The organism is Rhizobium sp. AN80A (genome assembly GCF_030053015.1).
Lineage (GTDB): Bacteria > Pseudomonadota > Alphaproteobacteria > Rhizobiales > Rhizobiaceae > Rhizobium > Rhizobium metallidurans.
Window position 1 is genome coordinate 893,795 of the sequence record NZ_JASJPX010000002.1, and the last position, 20,320, is coordinate 914,114.

The window sequence follows — 20,320 nt, forward strand, 5'->3', positions numbered from 1 at the left end:
ACCCTCAAACAGGCAGTTCCCGTAGCACCTTATCCAGAGTGATAGGCAGGTCGCGCACTCGGATGCCGGTCGCGTTGTAAACGGCGTTAGCAACGGCCGCCCCGACCCCGGTAATGCCTATCTCGCCAATACCGCGCGCACCCATCGGCGCCCACGGATCGGGTGTGTTGGTGTAGAGGATGTCGATCTTTGGGACATCCATCTGCACCGGCACATGATATTCGGCAAGCGATGCATTGACCACTCGGCCGGTCCTTTCGTCGAAATTGGTTTCCTCGGTGAGCGCCAGGCCGATGCCCATTACAATGCCGCCCTTGAACTGGCTGGTTGCCGTCGTGGCGTTCAGTATCTGGCCGGCGTCGAAGGAACCGAGAAAACGCGACACGCGGATTTCGCCCGTCAGGGCGCTGACCCTGACCTCACAGAACTGGGCGCCGTAAGAGTGCATGGAGAAGGCCTCCATCTCCGCCGGCGGCGGTGCCTCGGCCTGGCAGACCAGTTCATCGCGGCCGGAGCGGCTAAGAATGGACTTGTAGCTCTCGAACAGGCCACGATCGTCGCGATGACCGAGACCACCATCGCGTGGCTCGACATCGGTGAGCGATAGGCCGGCGAGAGGCGAGTCGTTGCCGGCGAGCTTGATCAACTCCTCGACAAAGACTTCCGTCGCCGCGATCACCGCACCGCCGATCGATGCGGTCTGGGTTGATCCACCGGCAATCACCCCGCGCGGCAGGCTGCTGTCGCCATATTCGAAGGTGACGTCTTTCATCGGCACCCTGAGGCGGGCCGCGATATGCTGAGCCTGGGCCGTCGCCGTACCCATGCCCATGTCATGCACCGCGGTCGAGACGGTTACGTGACCTTCCGACGTCAGCCTGATCTTTACCGCGCCACCGGGGAAGCGATGGTAGGGATAGGTCGCGGTGGCGCAGCCCATGCCGATCAGCCATTCGCCCTCGCGTTTCTGCCGCGGCGTCTGGCTGCGGTTCCGCCAGCCGAAACGCTCGGCGCCCTGTTCATAGGCTTCGATAAGGTAGCGTGACGAAAACGGCTTGCCGGTGGTCGGGTCCTTTTCCGGCTCGATCCGGCGACGCAATTCAATCGGGTCGAGGTCGAGTTTTTCCGCCAGCTCGTCGAGCGCACATTCGAGCGCAAAGGTCCCGACGGACTCACCAGGTGCGCGCATAAAAGTGTTGGCGAGCATGTCCATGTCGGCGACATCCTGCGCGAGCTTGAATGTCTTGGCCGCGTAGAGATGGCGAGCCGGGAAGGTGAACTGTTCCGGGCAGGAATTGTGCAGTGTCATTGCCGCGGTGCCGGTATGGATGAGCGCATCGAGCGTGCCATCCGCCCGCGCACCGAGAGCCACACGCTGTTCCGTCACCGTGCGACCGCCAACGATCCGAAAGACGCCTTCCCGCGAGAGCATAATGCGCACCGGCCGCTCGGCGAGTTTCGAGGCCGCGATGGCGAGGATCTGGTGATCCCACAGACATTTGCCGCCGAAACCGCCACCGACATAGGGTGAGGTGACACGCACCTTGCCGGGTTCCAAGCCAAAAATATCGCCGAGTTGACCAGCGGTTAGATCAATCAACTGGCTGGCATCATGCAAGTGCAGCGCATCACCCTTCCAGGCGACCGTTGCCGCATGCAGTTCGATGGCATTGTGGTTGTGCCGCGGGGTCCGATAGGTCAGATCGACCTTGACCTCGGCATTTGCGAGCGCTTTTTCGGCATCGCCGATCTCCAGCACCGGCGGCTGACCAAGCAGCGTTTCCAACTGCCGCGGCGTTTGTTTCGCCTCATCGAACGAAGTCACGGCAGGCAGGCTCGCGTAGCTCGCCTTGATCAGCGAGGCCGCATGATCCGCCTGCTCCTGCGTTTCGGCCAGAACGAGGGCTATGGGCTGGCCATTCCAGTGGATCTCGTCATTCTGCATCACCGGCAGGTCGCTGGCGCCGGCAGCCGTCGGAGAAGACATCATCAACGACGGCGCCTTCATGCGCGGCGCATTGTGATAGGTCATGACGAGAATGACGCCCGGCGCCGCTTCCGCGGCCGCGGTCTGGAGTTCGGTGATGCGACCGCGCGCAATGCTGCTGAAGGCTAGTGCCGCATAGCTTATGTTTTCATAGGCAAACTCGGCGGCAAAACGCGCCTTTCCCTGTACCTTCAAAGGACCATCGACCCGCGAGACAGGCTGCCCGAGAGCGCCATGTTTGCGCAGCATGGGATCGGGTGTGACGGCAGGCTGCCAGCGGCCGGGCCTATTGTTATCGGCTTCAGGTTGGACGCTCATACGTTGTCTCCCTTCAATTCGTCAAGCACGGCGACAATCGTGCGTTTCGCCAATTCGATCTTGAACCCATTTTCGCTGAGAGCGACGGCATCGGCGAGTTCGGCCTCGGCGGCGGCGCGGAAGCTTTCCGTGCCAGCTAGCTGTCCCTTCAGCGCGGCCTCCGCCTTCATGGCTCGCCATGGCTTGTGGGCAACGCCGCCGAGCGCGAGGCGCACGTCACGCACCTTGCCCGCGTCGTCGATGTCGAGAGCGGCCGCGACAGATATGAGCGCGAAGGCGTAGCTGGCGCGGTCGCGAACCTTTCGGTAAGTCGAGCTGCGTGCAAAGCCGAGCGGCGGGATTTCGATCGCCGTGATCAGTTCATCTGTCTGCAATTCCGCCTCAATCTCGGGACAATCGCCCGGCAGCCGATGCAGTTCGGACAGCGGCATGCCGCGGCCACCGGCCGGTCCCTGCAGATGAACCACCGCATCAAGCGCGACGAGAGCGACGCACATGTCCGACGGATGAGTGGCGACACAGCTAGCGGATGCACCGAGAATAGCGTGGTAGCGATTGAAACCTTCAAGCGCGTCGCATCCTGCCTGTGGCTGGCGCTTGTTACAGCGCGCCGCGTTGTCGTAAAAATAGCGACAGCGGGTGCGTTGCAGAATATTGCCGCCGACCGTCGCGACGTTGCGGATCTGCGCGCTTGCACCCGCCAGGATGGAGCGCGAAAGCAACGGGAAATCGGACCGAACCGCCGAATGCGCGGCGAGCGATGTGTTTTTCGCCGCAGCGCCGATCAGGAGGCTGCCGTCGGCACGATGTTCGATCTCGCCGGGAAGGTGTGTAACATCAACGAGCATCCCTGGCTGCTCGACCGTTTCGCGCATCAGATCAACGAGGTTCGTGCCGCCGCCCAAATATTTCGCGGCCGGACCGGCCTTCTTCAAGGCGATCGCGGAAGCGGCGTCCGACGCCTGCTGATAGGAAAAGATATTCATGCCCTCACCCTTTCCTCGGTCGGAGCAGCCGTCTGGTGGGCCAACGCTTCTGAGATTGCTTCGACAATGCCGTTGTAGGCTCCGCATCGACAGAGATTGCCGCTCATGCGCTCGCGGATCTCACGATCGTCGATCGGAGTATCGGCGACGGTGAGATCGCTGGTCACAGCGCTCGGAATATTCCGTTCGATCTCGCCCGCCATCCCGATGGCGGAACAGAGCTGGCCCGGTGTGCAATAGCCGCATTGAAAGCCATCATGTTCGATGAAGGCTTGCTGCATCGGGTGGAGATTGCCATTGACCGCAAGCCCTTCAACCGTGGTGATGCCGCGGCCCTGATACTGCACCGCCAGTGCCAGACAGGAATTGATGCGCTCGCCATCCACCAACACGGTGCAGGCGCCGCATGCTCCTTGATCGCAACCCTTCTTGGTTCCCATCAAACCCAGATAATTGCGCATGAGATCGAGCAATGAGGTGCGGATGTCCGCCTCCACCTCGATATCCTCTCCATTGATGATAAAATGCATGAGACATCTCCTTTGACTGAAGAGCATTGGGGCTTGAAAAGCATTGGCGATGTTGAGCCGAACAAACGAACCCGGATGAAGTTCGCTCAAGTCCGCATCAGTACGGTTTGGCGACAAGCGGCGATATCCGCGACCACCGAAAGCGCCAGCGAATGGGCGTCACGGGCACGGCTGAACAGGCCAATCGGCGCCTTGATCCGGTCGATCGCCTCCTGCGAATGTCCCTGTTCTCGAAGCCGTTCCATCCTCTTCTCGTGTGTTCGGCTGCTGCCCAAGGCGCCCAAATAGAACGGCTGGCCACGCAGGGCGGCTTCCAGGATCGGCATTTCAAGGTCCAGATCGTGCTGTAGAAGCGCAACGGCAGTGTCCGCGTCGATCAGCGTGTCGTCAGGTGGCTCGCCGGCGGCCGCATCATATTGAAGGACATCGTAACCTGCCGCCCGCGCCACCTTCGAGGCGATCTCGACCTCCAGCGTGCGGCCTGAGAGGAGAACTCGAACAGCCGGACGGTAAAATGTCAGGAACGCCTCACCATCCCAACCGGTGTCGGCTTTTCCGGACACGAAGGAAAGCGACTGGTTGCTCGGACCATAAGCCAAGCCAACATCGCGCCGGCAGCCCAGCCCTTCGATCACATTTCGGATCGGTCGAATGTCTCGCACAACGTGAACGGCAACGGTAATCCCGCCTCCACACGGCAAGACAATATCGAAGAACGGGGAACCCTCGCCCAGCATGACGAACCGATCACACCCTTTGGATATCGCCTGCAAGGCTTCGGCAGCAACTGCCGCCTCGGTACAGCCGCCGGAGACGTAACCGCCGTACAAGCCGTCATCGGCCACCGCCATATGAGCGCCCAAAGCACGTGACGAACCGCCGCGAATTTCGACGAGCGTGCAGAACGCAACTTGTCGGCCGGCGAGCGTTGCCTTCACAGCAAAATCGAGAACCTCGACCGTAGAATCCGTCGAGAACGCTTTGGCCGGCGCGGGCGATATCTTCTCGCCGAAAGGTCGTTCGAATTGTGGCTGTCGATCGTTTAGCCTCTCAGGGAACGCCTTTCGACTTTCTGGGTTACGATCCCATCGGTGTGTCGATATCATAATCAAACGCTCCCACCGATCGCGGCGTGCGTAGCCTCAAATATCAAGAAGACCTGGAACTCGCGAACATCACAGGTTGACTTCGCGACCCGGCCCACCAGTTTGGACATGACATCCATCCCAATCCTCACTAGAAATTGGATGGCACCCCGACACAAACGGAGGAGCCTCCGTTTATAGGTAGTGGCTGACGAAGTTTCGTCAAGCCCTGTCGTGGGGTGGGAAATTGTTACCGAAAGAGGATGCATCGCAAGCGCAGGAACAGCCGCGGTTACGTGCTGACGCGCAGCGCAATCGCGCCAAACTGGTCGAGGTCGCGTCGAAAGCCTTTGCTGAACGGGGCACGGATGTTTCGCTTGAAGAGATTGCCCGGCGGGCGGGTGTCGGCATTGGTACGCTTTATCGACACTTTCCAACCCGCGAACATCTCGTCGAGATAGTCTATCGGCGCGAACTCGAATTGCTCGCTAGCGCCGCGGTCGAACTCTTGGCCGAAAAGGCACCCGATATCGCGCTCGATGAGTGGATGCACCGTTTCGTCAGCTACATGGCGGCAAAGCGCGGTATGGCCAGCAGCCTGAAGCTGCTGTTCACCTCAAACGCCGCTCTCTTTACGGAGGGAACGACGCGCGTGACAGCCGCCTTCGACAAGCTTCTTCGTGCGGCGATAGAGGCGGGCACGGTCAAGGACGATCTCGAGGCAAGCGACGTTCTCTACACGCTGTTCGGCATTTACTCGATCCCGGACACGCCCGACTGGCGCGAACGGGCACACAGGATCGTTCGCCTGATCATGGACGGGTTGCGAAAACATACTCCACGCAGTACCTAGCCGATGGGCCGCCTGGCGCTCCTTGATCGTCGTCGTCGCACGGACCGCCATTTGCTTTTGGCCTCGCTGCTCTACCTCCATCGACAGAGACAGTGGAGGAAGTGCCCGTGCGCAAGCCGATTATTCTATTTGCATTTGTCGTATTTACCCTACCCGCAACGGCAAGGGCGCAATCAAGCGAGCTCGAGGATACCTGTAAATCCGTTGCCAAGAGCTTTTTCATGACCGATCAGCTTTCCATCGGCACGGTCCAGTCCTTTCCCGAGTTGAAACCGCCTGGTGTCCGAATGTCCTACTCGACGCGCCAGGGTACGGCGCCGGCCGAGATGACCGATATTTTCGAATGCGAATTCGACAAGGCGGACAAACCGCACAACCTGGCGCGCTTCTGCGTATCCAGCACCTGCTATTCACCGACCGTCGACGACGGGGATCGCAAGCGCCGCTTCGAAGAGATGCGTGTCCTTCTCAGCCGCGCTGAAAAATAGGATCGCGCCGTGCTTGACCTGATGCCGATCACCCCCGGCTGGCCGGAGATCGCCCTTCGTATCGGGGCGACCCTGCTGGCCGGCATCTTGATTGGTGCGAACAGGGAACAAGGCGGTCACGCCGCCGGGCTGCGCACAACCACACTTGTCGGGCTCGCGGCCTGCATCCCGATGATCCAGGCTAACATGCTGTTGGCCACGAGCCAGGGCGTCAACGGCTCGATGGATATCCTGCGCTTTCCGCTCGGAATATTGACGGGCGTCGGTTTTATCGGCGGCGGCGCAATTCTGCGTCGCGGCGATATCGCGACCGGGGTGACGACCGCTGCAACGCTCTGGGTGATAACAGCGATCGGCCTCTGTTTCGGCGGCGGACAGATTGTCATAGGCGCGGCCGCCACGGTTCTCACCCTTCTCATTCTCGCGCCGCTGAGACACATTCAGCAATGGATGTCGTGCGAAGAGAAGAGCTCGGTGACCATCAAGGTGCCTAAGGGCTCACCCATACCTGACATCAGGGCCGCCCTCCCATCAGGTTCCACCGCCTGCTTCACCACTCTGCGGGAGATCGATGACGGCGACGCTCTGATGTTCGAAATCCGCTGGACATCCGGCCGTTCAGGTCGCGATGCGACCGCGATCGCCGATGGGTTGAGGGAGCGATTTTCGGTGATCGGGTTTGAAAATCGCTCGACTATCAACTGACTGACAGCTTTCCAAGCCACCAACCAAGAAAGCGATCTCAAACGGGAACTCCGCCGCGCGGTCGTTGTTCAAGGTGGAGGCGACGATCACCGTGAGGGACGATGGTGTCCCGGATTGGACGTGCAACATGACGATCAATGCAAAGCCCGTGGAAACTCACCGGGCAGCGCCTATCTCCGTACGGATCGGCAACGGCCACTCCGAACTCATCCACGGTCCAGACGAGGCATTGCATTACTTCCGCCACCGCTGGCCACTGACGGATTCGCTTGTGCTCGATACTGCACGGCGCCGATGCCTCGAAGATCGAGCCTTCGGCATGCCCGCGAGGCAGTTAAAGAGGCAGTCATCGCCGCGGCGATCGAAGCGAAAGTGCTTGCCTGACGCTATTGCCTTGCCATGGCGCCATTCGAAACTCGCTAAATTCGCGATCGAGAATGTACGTTTCATGACCATCTCTGGCAAACCGTAGCCATTCGCACCAGTTATTCGCTGAACCACCCTTGGGTTGAGTGGCCGCTTACCGGGGTAACGAACTCGAAAGGCGCACAACACGATGAATTCTACTCAATTGACGGCTGAACCCGGCATCTGGACGTGTGCCTGGAAAGGAATGTTCTTTAAGCGGATACTGCCTTGGCCGACCTCATTGGTCTCGATGCCGATGAGACGCTGGTCGGGCTGCCCGTTACCTATAAACAGGCTGCCGAGCACTTTCATCGCGCGGCGGGGACCGTCAAAAGCCGCGTCAACCGCGCACGCCAGCACATCGCCGACAAGTGCGGAGAGCTGGTTGCCTGGCCAATCGGGGCGCAGGCAAAGTCAAGGAGGTTACAGGCATGACTTTTTTGGGAGGCTGCCTCTGTGGCGCGGTACGATACCAGGCTGATGGCGAACCCTTTCGTATAGGAATTTGTCATTGCGCGGACTGCCGCAAGGAAAGCGGATCTTCATTCACCTCCTTCGCGCATTGGCGTCGCGATGCGTTCACCTATTCCGGTGAGATATCGACATTCGCAGGTCGGAGCTTTTGCCCGCGCTGCGGAGGACGCCTTTTTTGCCTAAACGATGATGACGTCGAGATTCGTTTTGGATCGCTGGACAACGTCCCAAGCGAACTGACTCCCGAAATGGAAGTCTGGACGAAACGGCGAGAGAATTGGTTGCCGGCTATTCCTGGGACGGAACGACATGAAGAGGATCCTCCCCTAAAACTTTGACCGTAGAGCCGGCAGCAGGCTCCCTGCCGCGGCGATGTGATGGCGAGCAGAGCTACCGCGAAGCGTTTGGCGTCGTTACCTGTGTTGGTATGCCGCCATAACCTAGGGGTTGGGGGCGCGATCAGTCGCCTGCGGGGGGGCGGCCACTACCATCGGCCGCGTTATTGTCGAAGGCGCCGGGTCCCGATGGCTGAGAATTGATCGGATCCTGCTTGGTTGACGCCGTCGGGTTGGTGTCGGTGTCCTGACGCTCACCCCACATTTCGACGCCACCCCACGCAAGCAGCGCCAGAATGAGACTGCAGACCAGCACCATCAAGACTGGCCGGCCGTAGCTGCCCTGTCTGGCTTCAGTCGCGGTTTCGGTCACCTTTTCGCTCTGTCTGCTTTCAAATTGGGTCATTGCTGATCTCCTCGTTGCTCACAAACACAACGTCGGTCCGCGCAAAAGGTTTGCTGCGTATCGGAACAATCGGGTCTCGTGGACGATATCCCGCACACGAAAACGGGAGATCAGCCATGTCCGCGATGACTTTCGAAGACCTCGCATCCAAGATCAGGAAGATCGACTTCTGCATGCTATCGACCCAGAGCGGGTCGGGTAGGATTTCCAGCCGCCCGATGAGCAACAACGGCGACGTCGAATACGACGGCGATTCCTGGTTCTTCTCTTATGAAAACACTCGCAAGATCAGCGAGATCAACGGCATCGATGATGTCTCTCTCACCTTCACGGAGCCTCCGAGCCTTCTGGGCAAACCGGGCATCGTCATTGCGATCCAAGGGATGGCGTCGATCGTCAAGGATAAGGCATCCTTCGAAGCTCACTGGGTTTCGGGCCTCGACCGCTGGTTCCCTGAGGGCACCCAAACGCCTGGCCTCGTTCTGATAAAGGTCTCGGCATCGTCCGTGTATTATTGGGACGGTGAGAAGAACGGGCAGGTCGACATACCGCGCGGGTGAGCCAACCAGATACAGTTCCCAAGAGCCAAAGGGGGTCAACTTCCAGCAGTACACGGAACATTGGCGCACCATACGAGTTGCCCGGATATCAATGGATGGAGGAAACCATGGCCAACATTTATAACGAAAACACAAGCGACGCCTCGCACGGCATCGCGAAAAGCACCCTCACCGCATTCTTTGACACCCGATCCGAAGCAGAAAGTGCTGTCGAGCGTCTCAGCGACGCAGGCGTCGCCAATGCCCGCCTCATGGCCGGCTATGAAGCTGATGCCGAGAAAACCAATGTCGCGGCAGACGATCGCGGCGGCTTCTTCGATGCGCTGAAGGACTGGTTCTTTCCTGACGAGGACCGCTCCATCTACGCGGAAGGCCTCCGCCGGGGTGGCTTCCTGGTATCGGCCTCGGTAGACGATGCGACATACGAAACAGCCCATGACATTCTGGACGAGCACGGCGCCATCGACATGGACGAGCGCGCTGACCTATGGAGAGAAGAAGGCTGGACAGCGAGGCAAGTCACGCCGGCCCCGAGCTTTACCGGCGAGCCAGGTCTCAATGAGGCAGGGGCAGCCACGCAAGCGGCAGGCGTAAACCAATACGCGCGCAGCACCCATGAAACCTCACCCCGCGTTCGCGCCTACGAACTGGATCAGGAGCTGCCCGACGACATTCGCGACGACGTTTTGCCTACGGGCCATCAACGCGACGTCGCTGAGGGTGAGAAGTCTCCCGAAGAGCGTGAAATGGGTGGGCTCCGGTTGGACCAGCCCATTCCTCGGGTTTGATCGAGGGAGTGGGTCATGGACAAGGACAAGAAGGCGCGACGCGACATCGAGGAAACGGACAGAAAGCCCGCGAAACCTCAGGATCACCCGGCCGCCGGTCCGCATGCACAAGATCATCTCACCGACGAGACGAAGACCCCAGGGACAGGTTCGTTGCCCGAAAAGGACGACGCCAGCGTCTCGCCGGGAAGTGGTTGAAAACTGATGCAGTGTCTGCGGGTCCCTGCCGGCGATCATAGGCGCCACACTTTGGCGTTTTGCGGAAACACGGTGTGCCCGGCCCAATGGCCGGACACACCAACTATTATGTCAAGAGTGTAGCTCAGTGAAAGCGAGTAACCGTCGACCTTACGCGTGACACCAGCGAGCATTTTCGTCCCTGCGACCTTGTCGTCCGAATTGTTCTGACAATTTGATAGTGCGTGCGTCAGAGCCGTGGCGCGTATCGACAGGCGGAGTTGATCGAACGAATGCAAAAAGCACAGATGTCCAACCGGATTCTGCGATCCTTGAGCGACCAGGATTTTAAGCTTCTGGCACCATATCTGGAAGAAGTTGAAATGCCTTCCCGATTTCCCATCGCTCGCCCTGACACCTTGCTGGAGTACGTCTACTTTCCAGATAGCGGTATCGGCGCCGTAATCAGCGTGCTGCCCGACGGGAAGAAGGCGGAGGCCGGCATGTTTGGCAGCGAGGGGTTTGTGCCGACATCGACGGTCATTGGCGACACGGTGGTGCCATACCTCATAGAAATGCAGGTTGCTGGCCGCGGATATCGTATCTCTGTGGACAGAATGCGCGAGGCGACTGAACGAAGCGCCACGCTTCAGATTCCTTTCATCAAGTTCATGCACGTTTTCGCGGTGCAGGTCTCTTACACCGCGCTCGCAAACGCCAAATTTCGCGTCGAGAAGCGGTTGGCCCGCTGGATCCTCATGTGCCACGACCGGGTGAAAGCGGACGTCCTTGAGATCACGCACGAATACATCGCCTTCCTCCTCGGTATCCGTCGACCGAGTGTGACGACAGCGCTTCACATTCTCGAAGGCCACAGACTTATTCGTTCGAACCGCGGAACGATCATCGTCGTCAACCGCGGGGGTCTGGAGCGATTTGCGGCCGGTTGTTATGGGCTGCCTGAACGCGAGTTCGAGCGCTTGCTTGGCGCTGGCTCGAAGGTTGAGCTTTAGAACCTCTCATAAGCGGCTGATGCCGTTCACTTTCCATGGAACCGCTGACCACCAGCATTCGTTTTGTCCGCTTATGGAGGACAGAATGCTTTTCTTTTTCAATGTTCGCTCAGACGAAAGTTTCGATGCCGACGACGAAGGGATCGACCTTCCATCGCTCGAAGCAGCGAGGCGGGAAGCAACGAAATCCGCGCGCGAGATGGTCGCCGAACTTATTTTGTATGATCAGCGTATCGACGGAATGCAATTTGAAATTACCGACGAAAAGGGAAACGTTCTCAGTACAGTTCCATTCCGAGACGTCATCAAATTTGACTAGGTCCCTTGCTGACCGACCGCTTCGTCATGCTTGATCAACGACATCGCCGTCGTTTTGAGGCCGAGCGGCCTCGCGCGCGGCCCGAAGGCGCTCTGTCTTCAGGCGCCGCGCTTCCGCCTCGGCCTTGGTTGCAGCCAGTGCGTTCTGCGACGTTGCTTCACGTCGTCTCTGCCGCTCCTCAGCGCTGATAGACTCGCGCCGGCGAAGCTGTGGGCTCTCTGCTTTTTGCATGCGGTTTAGAGTATAGCGTGAAGAGCGGAAGGCAATCGATCGTCTGCCAGCGTACGGAACGTCTCAATACGCGCCTCTCTTTTAACACCGCCGAACGAAAGGTTCCCATGCGGAAATGTTGCCACCCGCATGACCGGTCTGATCTGCCGCGCTAGAATCGTCCAATGAGGCGCCGATACTCTTCCTCAGGCCTGCCATAGGAATCGCCGGCAAACTCCTCCAACCCACGCCTGTCGCGAATGGTGATGAGACCTCGTTCGGAGCGGATGAATTTCTCTCCCTCAAGGACGTGCAAAGCAGTCGTGACACTCGGTCGCCTGACACCGAGCATCAGGGAAATGAAATCATGGGTGAGCGCTATCTCGTCACCATCGACGCGGTCATGCGACATGAGAAGCCATCGGGCCAGTCGTATGTCGATCTGATAGTTGACGTTCGACAGCACCGTGTAAGAGATCTGCGATGCAAAAGTCTGGATGAACCTCGCAAGGAGGTTTGCGAAGTTGGGATAGGACGAGATTGCCTCGAGCGTTGCGCCCAACGTCATCCTGTAGCCCCAACCGGCGACCTGCATCAGCACCTCGTGGACACTCACAGTCCCGCCGACGCCCGCTGATGTCGGGGAAAATCCCTCGCGACCAAACATCCCGGCCTCCGCCTGGTTTCCATCCGACGACACGGTGATGACTGAACCGATACCGCTACACAGAAAATAGACGTGGTCGATGGGCCCGTTCGCGTTGACGATAACGTGACCCTGTCGAAGGTCGATCATTTCCAGACTGCCGAGGATAGCCTGAAATTCCGCATCAGGCAGACGAGCCAGTAGCCGGTTGTGCATGGTTGATTGGTCAGAGGCGAACATGAGACTTCAATTGTATCGGATGAGGCATGCGGAGCATTCCTCACACGCTGAAAAATGTCGGCTGTATAACATCCTGCCGTTCTTCATGTTCTTGGGTACGCTGGCAGACATTTCTACATCAGATGCATTGCGGGATGGCGTGGGTACCTCGCCCTTAGACAGACTTTGTCCCTCTCGCGGGAACTACTAACTTTTCTCCAAGTTGGGTCCAGGTAAGCAATCAAATGGAGGAAATCCCGATGCTCATGAAAATTCTCGCGGTCTCATTCCTGTCGATTGGCTTGGCGACATCCGCCATGGCCCAGTCATCCGGAGGATCGGGAAGTGGCGGTACCAGCTCTGGAGGCTCTGGCGCCTCAAGCGGCACCGGCACCGGCGCAACAAGCGGCACGGACGGTGCCGGCTCGAACAGTGGCAACGGTCAGAACACTGGCAATGGAATGGACAACGACACCAACATGAATGGCCAGAATTCCGGCGCATCCGGGGGCGACGCCAATGACTGCGCAAGACGCGGTGCTGGCGGAACGACCAATCCATCGAGCAACAACAATGCAACCGGCACCGACCCGGCAAATACCTGCAAGTAGTTGAGGCGTTCGGTCGCCCGGCTGGTGACACGGCTACCGGGGCCCGCAGAAGCGGGCCCTGTGGTGTCCGATTATGCGCCTCAAGCAGCTAAGCTTGCTCGACCCCATGGGCAGGGTTAACCATCTCATTGATCTTCGATGCAAGCACTTCAACAGCGAAGGGCTTACCGATCATAGCCATGTTGGTCCCAAGGAAGCTTGCCTTGGTGGCGGCGTTTTCCGCATATCCTGTGACGAAGAGAACCGGCAGATCCGGCCTATGCTGACGCGCAACGTCGGCAAGCTGCCTGCCGTTCATCCCTGGCAGGCCAACATCCGACACCATAAGATCGATCCTCCCCGTTGCGGTCAGCGTACGAAGCGCGGCATCGGCGTCCTCGGCCTCAAGAACACGATAAGAGAGGTCCATGAGCACCTCGCAAATCAAAAGGCGGACAGCGTCGTCATCTTCGACGACTAGCACGGTCTGGCCGCTCCCCTCCGAAGGGCTTTCGGCATCACCTTGCTCTTCTTGCGTCTCAGCGCCCAATGCGGCCGGCAGATAAAGCTTGATCGACGTGCCTTGTCCGGGGGAACTGTCAATGCGAACCTGACCGCCCGACTGCTGCGTGAAGCCGTAAATCATTGACAAGCCCAAACCGGTGCCCTGCCCGATCGGCTTTGTCGTGAAAAAAGGATCGAATACCTTCTCCAAGATTTCCGGGGGCATCCCCACGCCGGTATCTTCTACGGCGATCATCACGTAGTTCCCCGCGTCAAGCCCACCGGCTTCCGATGCCGCGACCCGGCATTGCTCCGCGGTGATCGTAAGACGCCCGCCATCAGGCATGGCGTCGCGCGCGTTGATAGCAAGGTTCAGCAGAGCGCTTTCAAGCTGATTGGCGTCCGCCATGGTATATCCCACGTCAGCCGTGACTTTCAGCTCTATTGCGATGGTTTCAGGAAGGGTTCGTTCCAGGAGTTCCTTCGTAGCGAGGAGCTGAGCTGCCACGTCAAGCGACGTTGCGTCGAGGGTCTGCCGGCGCGAGAAGGCAAGAAGTCTGGCAATGAGCGCGGCGGCCCTGTGTGCCGACTCCGTGGCGGCATCCATGAAGCGCCCAACCTCCTCAACGCGACCGGAAGCGATGCGGCGCTTGGCGAGATTGATACCGCCGATAATACCGGTCAACATGTTGTTGAAGTCGTGAGCAATCCCTCCAGTCAACTGGCCGATTGCCTCCATCTTCTGCGCTTGACGAAGCGCTTCCTCGGCCCGGCTGCGCGCGGCCATTTCCTCTTCAAGTTCCGCAGTGCGCTGCACGACACGCGCCTCGAGATTTCGGTTGAGATCATCGAGCGCTTCGCGCTCGAGACGCAATGCAGCCTCCGACCTAGCCAGTGCTTCCTGCGTCCGCTTGCGTTCACTGATGTCGATGGCCGTGCCGACGAACCGAACGGCCTTGCCGTCAACGAAAATTGTACCGCCTTTCGCCGCGATCCAGCGTTCGACACCGTCTTCTATTCCGATGGTCCGATAGTCGATCTCATACTCTCCGGAACCGCCGGGCCGCAGCGCATCCCTGACGGCTTGGTCTGACCTCTCGCGGTCATCAGGGTGTAGTCCGGCCAAGAACCCCGCTTCGTAGGAAACCTGCCGATCGGAGAGAATTCCGAACATCGCTCGGCAGCGTTTGTCCCATCTCAGCTCACCGGTGATGAGGTCGAAATCCCATGTTCCGACACCAGCGGCGCTGGTTGCAAGACGCAGCCGCGTTTCGCTCTCGTCTAGTTCCGCCAAGCGGTCACGCATCTGGAACTGCTTGGAGCGCAGCCGCATTGCGGACGCGACGGCGCTGAGAAGCGAGGCTCTACCGAGCGGCCGCTCCAGAACCACGCTATTGCTTGCGAGATCAAACAGCGCCAACTGAGACAGACGCCCGTTCGGCGCTCGGCTGGTGCGAGGTGCTGCCAGAAGCACGAAAGGAACGTCAGACCACGAAGGCTGAGCGTCCAGCGCCGACTTGAGCTTATCGACATCCTTGACGAGGGCTTCTTCCGTGAGGAGGATTGCGCCAATACTCTCGTCGATCGCTTCTGCCACCTCGGCGAGATCGAGACAGACGACAACGTCGTAGTTTTCTTGGCGTAAAAGCGTCGCGACGCTGTCGGCATCGCGCCCGAACGGAGCGCTGACGAGAATTCGGCAACCTTCTCGCAGTCGCTCAGCCATCACGTTCGCGATCTTCCATCAGCGGACCCCGCGCGCCCATGTATTCGGGTGTCCCCGTCAGAATTCCCCTGAATTGCGAAAGCGGCTCGCCAATCCTGATGCCGCCACTGTCAATGCGCAGTTCGCGAATGGTATCCTCATGCATGCCGCTGCGGTTCTTCAATACGGATATTGCCTTTCTGACACGCCCTTCCGCCTCGAAGAAACGAAGCAACACCACGGTATCAGCGATATAGGATACATTCAGGTTGGTCGACATGCTTCCAACGAGACCATTCTGCGGGTTGATCAGGAAAGTCACGACGCCTTTCTGGCTGAGATAGGAAAGCAGTTCGTGCATCTGCAAGATTAGATGCTGCTCTTGCGGCATGGCGGCCATGTAGCCGTTCAGGCTGTCGACCACCACCACCCGTGCGCCTCTCGCCTCCACCTCACCGCGGACGCGGGTCGCGAATTCGCCGGGGGAAATTTCCGCCGGGTCGATCTGCTCGACCACAAGCAGGCCACTATCGATATGGGGTTGCAGGTCGAGGCTGAACGCCTTGACACGGGCAAGCAGCGTTCCGATCCGTTCGTCGAATTCATAAACAATACAGGGCTCGCCGCGCTCACAGGCTGCGAAGAGATATTGCAGGGCGATCGTAGTCTTGCCGCAGCCAGCCGGCCCCGTCAGAAGCGTGCTGGTTCCCCGTCGCGGACCACCGCCCAAAAGACGGTCCAGCTCGACCACGCCGCTCGCCGTCACTTCTCCGGAAAAATCCGCGTGATGGGCGGCGGCGATGAGGCGCGGATAGATTTCGAGCCCACCTTTCCTAATGGTGAAGTCGTGATATCCGGCGGTGAAATCGACGCCACGCAGCTTCTGCACCTGCATGCGGCGGCGGGCGGCGCCATAATCCAGCGTCAGCCGTTCGAGGGTGATGACACCATGACAGAGACTATGGAGATGAGCATCCCGCTCCTCGGCGTTGCCGGTCATGTCGTCAATCAGAAGGACCGTCGTGTCGCGTCCCGAGTAGAACTGCTTCAATGCAAGAACTTGCCGGCGATAACGCAACGGGTCCTGGGCCAACAGGCGCATCTCTGAAAGGCTATCGAACACAACCCGCTTCGGTTTGACCCGCTCAACCTCATCCTGGATCAGCCGGATCGTCTCGGTGAGTTCCATCTCCCATGGATGCAGAATGGACTGTTCTCGTCCTTCGCCAAATACGTCTGACGCGGAGTTGAATTCGAAAACGTCGAACTCCTTGATGTCCCACCCATGCGAGTTTGCAACGGCGGACAACTCCTCCTCCGTTTCAGAAAGCGTGATATAGAGCGCCCGCTCACCCTGACGGACGCCTTCTCGCAAGAATTGCAGCGCCAGCGTGGTCTTCCCCGACCCTGGCGCTCCTTCAACGAGGTAAAGGCGCCGCGACGGCAGTCCACCCTTCAGGATGATATCAAGGCCTTTGTTTCCGGAAGAAAGAGTTGCTGGCAAGGTGTGTTCCTGGAAGTTCGTCGCCAAGGGGCTTGTCCCTGGGAAATATGAAGGAAGCGGCGGAAGGCAAGGATAGCCGCACACACGTCGCGCCAGGCTTAAGCTGACGACGATTTAGAGAATGGCTGGCCGCGCGTATGCTCCACGAGTATAAACGAGCCGCAGTCGTCCGCCGAATTTTGTACGGTAGCGCACAGATGAACATTTGCAGTTGGAAGGCCGACAAGCAGCGGCTCCTAAAGTCACCCGACGAAAATGAATGTCAGTTGACACCCGGCTTGGCCGCTTCCACCGCAGCCAAAAACTTGATTTGAGCGACATCGCCGTCGATGAGGCCTGCTACCGCGGCACGGCACGCGTTTCGAGCCTCGATAAATAACGCGCTGGTGCGCTCCGGCCAGCCATCCGTCAGATGGATCATGTCTTCGAAAGGGCCCGCTACAGTCTCCGGCTTAACCCATTCACGATGATAACTGGATTTCCCCACTTGGTGATCGGCATGTTTTCCTCCCTGCGGATGCAAGAAACATCGCTCCACTCGGGGGTTCCAGCGCGCGCTGGTTCGGGCACCACCGTACAAACGTTACCCGGCATTAGTCAGGCTAAGCTTCGCTTGTGACCGACGAGTCCCGAATGTGGATTGCACAGGCGGGCCGGGCGGGGATCAAAAATAGGCCATGAAAAGGCCCGGCATTGAACCGAGCCAGCCTTCTCAATCGCGATGCTCGGGCATCGCCTTTAGCTGATCCTTCGTCCAGCTTGTCACCGCGTGAACATCGCCATCTTCGTCGCGCATCCAGTCGAGGTCCGAAAACGGCACGGCTACGGGCTTCGCACCGATCCCGAGAAAACCGCCGACATCGATAACGACCGAGTTCGTTCCGTGGATGTGATCCACGGAGCCGACCTTGTGGTCGTCAGCGCCATAGACGGTCGCTCCTTGAAGATTGTCCGCTGTCAACTCGGCAGCGGAAAGGCGCACGTGATTCGTGTGATCCATTAGCATTCTCCTTAGCTACAAACCCTAACGTCGCCACCGCGCTTTGTTCCTCGTGCTACCGCAGGCCCGGTGGCTTTGAGGCGAAATCGCAGCTTGGACAGGTCGGATGCTCGCCTGGCGTTTCGTTGCCCGCAGCGAGAAACCGGAAAAACCGCAGCGTTCACCATCCCTGTCGCGTCCGGTTGACACAAGCGCGATCTCCAAATGCAAGCCTGGAGTTCGGAGACAGGTTCCATCACGACCAAAGTCGCCGACGGGGAAATGACCACAGTGGGAACTGTTGCCGCTCGCGTAGGTTTGCCTCCTGAACAGCCAAAGGAGGCGACCATGAGCGATGACCGCAGACCAGCACCCCCTTACCCCGAACAGCGCCAACAGCCGCCCGGCAGCACCTCACGGATGCAGCCCGTTCCCGACCACGGTGAGCGTTCCTACCGCGGTAACGGAAGGCTCGATGGAAAGGTCGCCCTAATCACGGGGGCGGATTCGGGTATCGGCAAGGCAGTGGCGATCGCGTTTGCCCGTGAGGGCGCCGATATCGTGATTTCCTTCCTTGACGAGACCGAGGACGCCGAGGATACGGCAAAGTGGGTCCGCGAAGCAGGTCGGCAGGCGGTCGTCGTCCCAGGCGATATCACGTCGGAAGATCACTGCAAGGATCTCGTCCAGCACACCGTGCGAGAACTTGGCGCCATCGACGTGCTTGTGAACAACGCCGCGTTTCAGCGGACCTATGCCGATATTGCAGACATCACCGACGGAGAATGGGATCGGACGTTCCGCACCAATATCTACGCGCCATTCTTCCTGTCGAAGGCCGCGATCCCTTACATGCGCTCAGGCAGTTCGATCATAAACACGACCTCAATCCAGTCTCGACAACCGTCGGCACACCTGCTTGCCTACGCGTCAACCAAGGGCGCCGTTTCGAATTTCACCGCCGGGCTAGCGGAAATGGTCGCCGAGAAAGGCATTCGGGTCAACGCCGTGGCGCCAGGGCCAATCTGGACGCCGCTCATCCCATCCACGATGCCACCGGAGAAGACCACCAGGTTCGGCGAGCAAACGCTGATCGGCCGCGCAGGTCAGCCGGCGGAATTGGCGGGCGCCTATGTGCTCCTGGCATCTGAGCTAGGGAGCTACATGACCGGCGCGGTCATTCCAGTGACCGGCGGCGAGATCATGATCTAGCATCAAGGGCACTTTGAGAATGACCAGCCAAGATGTGACCGGTCATTCCTCCCAGCCGAACACGCTGCGGCCACCGAAGCTCGCGCTATCTCGGAATTCGCCCGCGAGGATCTCCTTGAGATCAGGCCCCGTGACATAACGCTCAAGCTGCCGCGCCTGGATATCCAGGCGTTGCAGGGCTGCAAGTTCCTCCTCGCGCCCAAGTCGCCCCTTCGCAACGGCTGATCTCATGACGCTGATGGTTTCGTCATAGACCTTCAGCGGCACCGGAAACGGGTGTCGGTCCTTACCGCCATGGGCGATCGAGAATCGCGCCGGATCGGAAAACCGACAGGGAGCGCCGTGGACCACTTCCGCCACCATCGCAAGCGCCCGGACCGTTCGCGCTCCCACGCCTGGGACCATCAGCAGCTCCTGGAAGTCGACCGGACCGCGATCCACCGCTGCCGCCAGGCTGCCATGCAGCCGCTTCATGTTCACATCCGTCTCGCGGACATCGTGATGAGCGGGCATGACGAGGTGTGGCAGCGACATTTGTGCCGGTTCCGGCGCAGGTACTGCCTCGACTTTGCGGGCGAGCGCGGACGCTTCCCGAACAATTCTATCCGGTCCGAGCGAAGCGAGGATATCCAGTTGTCCGACGCGAGAACGCTCCGCGCGCTTGTCGGCGAGATTGATGATATCGCCCTGCGTTCGCCCCTCGATCGCGCTGTGGGGAGAATCGATGAAGCTTTCCAGCCCCTCGGACAGCCAATGATACCGTCTCGCCTGGCGGGTCGCGTCGTTCATCCCTTGCTGCACGACAACCCACTTGCCGTCGTCGGCAACGATGAACCCATGCAGGTAGAGATCAAATCCGTCCTGAACCGCAGCGCTATCGACCTTCGCCACGAGGCGGCTGACATTGGCGAGCCCGGTGCCATCGAGACCCACGCGATGCCCGACATCAACAAGTTCGTCCGGCGTTTTTCGCGAATGGGAGCCGCGGCCACCGCAGACATGGAGCCCAAGCTCCCTGGCCCGCGGTTTCAAACCGCGTTTTAGCGACCCCAGCACACTGGTGGTGATACCGGAAGAGTGCCAGTCCATGCCCATGACGGATCCAAACGACTGGAACCAGAACGGGTGAGATAGTCGGCGCAAAAACTCATCACGGCCATAGTGGTGGATAATCGCCTCCGCGATAAGAACGCCAAGTTTGGTCATGCGCTCGCCCAGCCATGGAGGAACGCGTCCGCCGTGAAGCGGTAAGTCGGCGCTGCCTGATCGTTTTGACATCTCGACGATGTTTACGCTCGGCCGGCCGAAAACACAACCGA

23 protein-coding genes are annotated in these 20,320 nt (G+C 59.4%); 12 read left to right on the forward strand and 11 right to left on the reverse strand.

Features of this window, described 5'->3' with window-relative positions; genetic code table 11:
• Window positions 1-4: 4 nt before the first annotated feature.
• The 4 genes from P3R82_RS10835 to P3R82_RS10850 all read right to left on the reverse strand — a co-directional run bounded on the left by P3R82_RS10835 (window position 5) and on the right by P3R82_RS10850 (window position 4,927).
• Window positions 5-2,305: a xanthine dehydrogenase family protein molybdopterin-binding subunit gene (locus P3R82_RS10835; RefSeq protein WP_283193833.1), complete on the reverse strand. Its 2,301-nt coding sequence runs from the start codon at window positions 2,303-2,305 to the stop codon at window positions 5-7.
• Complete coding sequence (locus P3R82_RS10840; protein WP_283193834.1) at window positions 2,302-3,291, reverse strand: xanthine dehydrogenase family protein subunit M; 990 nt, start codon at window positions 3,289-3,291, stop codon at window positions 2,302-2,304. Before P3R82_RS10840 ends, P3R82_RS10835 begins: the two co-directional genes overlap by 4 nt.
• Window positions 3,288-3,821, reverse strand: a complete 534-nt coding sequence (locus tag P3R82_RS10845) for a 2Fe-2S iron-sulfur cluster-binding protein (protein ID WP_111563705.1) — start codon at window positions 3,819-3,821, stop codon at window positions 3,288-3,290. Before P3R82_RS10845 ends, P3R82_RS10840 begins: the two co-directional genes overlap by 4 nt.
• An 86-nt stretch (window positions 3,822-3,907) precedes the next feature.
• Window positions 3,908-4,927 (reverse strand): XdhC family protein, encoded by a 1,020-nt coding sequence (locus P3R82_RS10850; protein WP_283193835.1) that lies wholly within the window; start codon window positions 4,925-4,927, stop codon window positions 3,908-3,910.
• Between the two features lie 226 nt (window positions 4,928-5,153).
• Here P3R82_RS10850 and P3R82_RS10855 point away from each other — a divergent pair, with 226 nt between their 5' ends.
• From P3R82_RS10855 to P3R82_RS10880, 5 genes are all read left to right on the forward strand, one after another.
• Complete coding sequence (locus P3R82_RS10855; protein ID WP_283193836.1) at window positions 5,154-5,759, forward strand: TetR/AcrR family transcriptional regulator; 606 nt, start codon at window positions 5,154-5,156, stop codon at window positions 5,757-5,759.
• A gap of 107 nt (window positions 5,760-5,866) precedes the next feature.
• Window positions 5,867-6,247 carry a hypothetical protein gene (locus P3R82_RS10860; protein ID WP_283193837.1) on the forward strand — a complete coding sequence of 127 codons (381 nt, stop codon included), beginning with the start codon at window positions 5,867-5,869 and terminating at the stop codon, window positions 6,245-6,247.
• A 9-nt stretch (window positions 6,248-6,256) separates the two neighbouring features.
• A complete protein-coding gene (locus tag P3R82_RS10865) occupies window positions 6,257-6,952 on the forward strand; it encodes an MgtC/SapB family protein (RefSeq protein ID WP_283193838.1) in 696 nt (231 codons plus the stop codon).
• Window positions 6,953-7,588: 636 nt separating this feature from the next.
• A complete protein-coding gene (locus tag P3R82_RS10875; RefSeq protein ID WP_283193840.1) occupies window positions 7,589-7,795 on the forward strand; it encodes a hypothetical protein in 207 nt (68 codons plus the stop codon).
• A complete protein-coding gene (locus P3R82_RS10880) occupies window positions 7,792-8,172 on the forward strand; it encodes a GFA family protein (RefSeq protein WP_111563716.1) in 381 nt (126 codons plus the stop codon). Before P3R82_RS10875 ends, P3R82_RS10880 begins: the two co-directional genes overlap by 4 nt.
• A gap of 121 nt (window positions 8,173-8,293) precedes the next feature.
• Here the strand turns inward: P3R82_RS10880 and P3R82_RS10885 are convergent, their stop codons facing one another.
• Entirely contained in the window at window positions 8,294-8,575 is a 282-nt protein-coding gene (locus P3R82_RS10885; RefSeq protein WP_349294061.1) for a hypothetical protein, read from the reverse strand.
• Between the two features lie 116 nt (window positions 8,576-8,691).
• Here P3R82_RS10885 and P3R82_RS10890 point away from each other — a divergent pair, with 116 nt between their 5' ends.
• The 5 genes from P3R82_RS10890 (at window position 8,692) to P3R82_RS10910 (ending at window position 11,432) form a co-directional block, all read left to right on the forward strand.
• Complete coding sequence (locus tag P3R82_RS10890; protein WP_283193841.1) at window positions 8,692-9,135, forward strand: pyridoxamine 5'-phosphate oxidase family protein; 444 nt, start codon at window positions 8,692-8,694, stop codon at window positions 9,133-9,135.
• A gap of 107 nt (window positions 9,136-9,242) precedes the next feature.
• Window positions 9,243-9,923, forward strand: a complete 681-nt coding sequence (locus P3R82_RS10895) for a hypothetical protein (RefSeq protein WP_111563841.1) — start codon at window positions 9,243-9,245, stop codon at window positions 9,921-9,923.
• A 15-nt stretch (window positions 9,924-9,938) separates the two neighbouring features.
• Complete coding sequence (locus P3R82_RS10900) at window positions 9,939-10,121, forward strand: hypothetical protein (RefSeq protein ID WP_283193842.1); 183 nt, start codon at window positions 9,939-9,941, stop codon at window positions 10,119-10,121.
• A gap of 272 nt (window positions 10,122-10,393) precedes the next feature.
• Window positions 10,394-11,113, forward strand: a complete 720-nt coding sequence (locus tag P3R82_RS10905; protein ID WP_283193843.1) for a Crp/Fnr family transcriptional regulator — start codon at window positions 10,394-10,396, stop codon at window positions 11,111-11,113.
• An 85-nt stretch (window positions 11,114-11,198) separates the two neighbouring features.
• The gene (locus tag P3R82_RS10910; protein WP_283193844.1) at window positions 11,199-11,432 is read left to right on the forward strand and encodes a hypothetical protein; all 234 of its coding nucleotides are present in this window, start codon (window positions 11,199-11,201) and stop codon (window positions 11,430-11,432) included.
• Window positions 11,433-11,814: 382 nt separating this feature from the next.
• Here the strand turns inward: P3R82_RS10910 and P3R82_RS10915 are convergent, their stop codons facing one another.
• A complete protein-coding gene (locus P3R82_RS10915; protein ID WP_111563719.1) occupies window positions 11,815-12,528 on the reverse strand; it encodes a Crp/Fnr family transcriptional regulator in 714 nt (237 codons plus the stop codon).
• 239 nt (window positions 12,529-12,767) lie between these two features.
• Between P3R82_RS10915 and P3R82_RS10920 the strand changes: the two genes are divergently transcribed.
• On the forward strand, window positions 12,768-13,118 hold the full coding sequence (locus tag P3R82_RS10920; RefSeq protein ID WP_283193845.1) for an oxidoreductase: 351 nt from the start codon (window positions 12,768-12,770) through the stop codon (window positions 13,116-13,118).
• A gap of 88 nt (window positions 13,119-13,206) precedes the next feature.
• On the opposite strand, the gene P3R82_RS10925 is transcribed toward P3R82_RS10920, so the two are convergent.
• From P3R82_RS10925 to P3R82_RS10940, 4 genes are all read right to left on the reverse strand, one after another.
• The gene (locus P3R82_RS10925) at window positions 13,207-15,327 is read right to left on the reverse strand and encodes an ATP-binding protein (RefSeq protein WP_283193846.1); all 2,121 of its coding nucleotides are present in this window, start codon (window positions 15,325-15,327) and stop codon (window positions 13,207-13,209) included.
• Entirely contained in the window at window positions 15,320-16,810 is a 1,491-nt protein-coding gene (locus P3R82_RS10930) for an ATPase domain-containing protein (protein ID WP_283193929.1), read from the reverse strand. Before P3R82_RS10930 ends, P3R82_RS10925 begins: the two co-directional genes overlap by 8 nt.
• Before the next feature lie 262 nt (window positions 16,811-17,072).
• Window positions 17,073-17,333 carry a DUF982 domain-containing protein gene (locus P3R82_RS10935; protein ID WP_283193847.1) on the reverse strand — a complete coding sequence of 87 codons (261 nt, stop codon included), beginning with the start codon at window positions 17,331-17,333 and terminating at the stop codon, window positions 17,073-17,075.
• A gap of 189 nt (window positions 17,334-17,522) precedes the next feature.
• Entirely contained in the window at window positions 17,523-17,810 is a 288-nt protein-coding gene (locus P3R82_RS10940; protein WP_111563724.1) for a PRC-barrel domain-containing protein, read from the reverse strand.
• A gap of 327 nt (window positions 17,811-18,137) precedes the next feature.
• On the opposite strand from P3R82_RS10940, the gene P3R82_RS10945 reads away from it, so the two are divergent.
• Window positions 18,138-19,001 (forward strand): SDR family oxidoreductase, encoded by an 864-nt coding sequence (locus P3R82_RS10945; RefSeq protein ID WP_283193848.1) that lies wholly within the window; start codon window positions 18,138-18,140, stop codon window positions 18,999-19,001.
• Window positions 19,002-19,043: 42 nt separating this feature from the next.
• Here the strand turns inward: P3R82_RS10945 and P3R82_RS10950 are convergent, their stop codons facing one another.
• The gene (locus tag P3R82_RS10950; protein WP_112950140.1) at window positions 19,044-20,279 is read right to left on the reverse strand and encodes a DUF763 domain-containing protein; all 1,236 of its coding nucleotides are present in this window, start codon (window positions 20,277-20,279) and stop codon (window positions 19,044-19,046) included.
• Window positions 20,280-20,320: the final 41 nt, after the last annotated feature.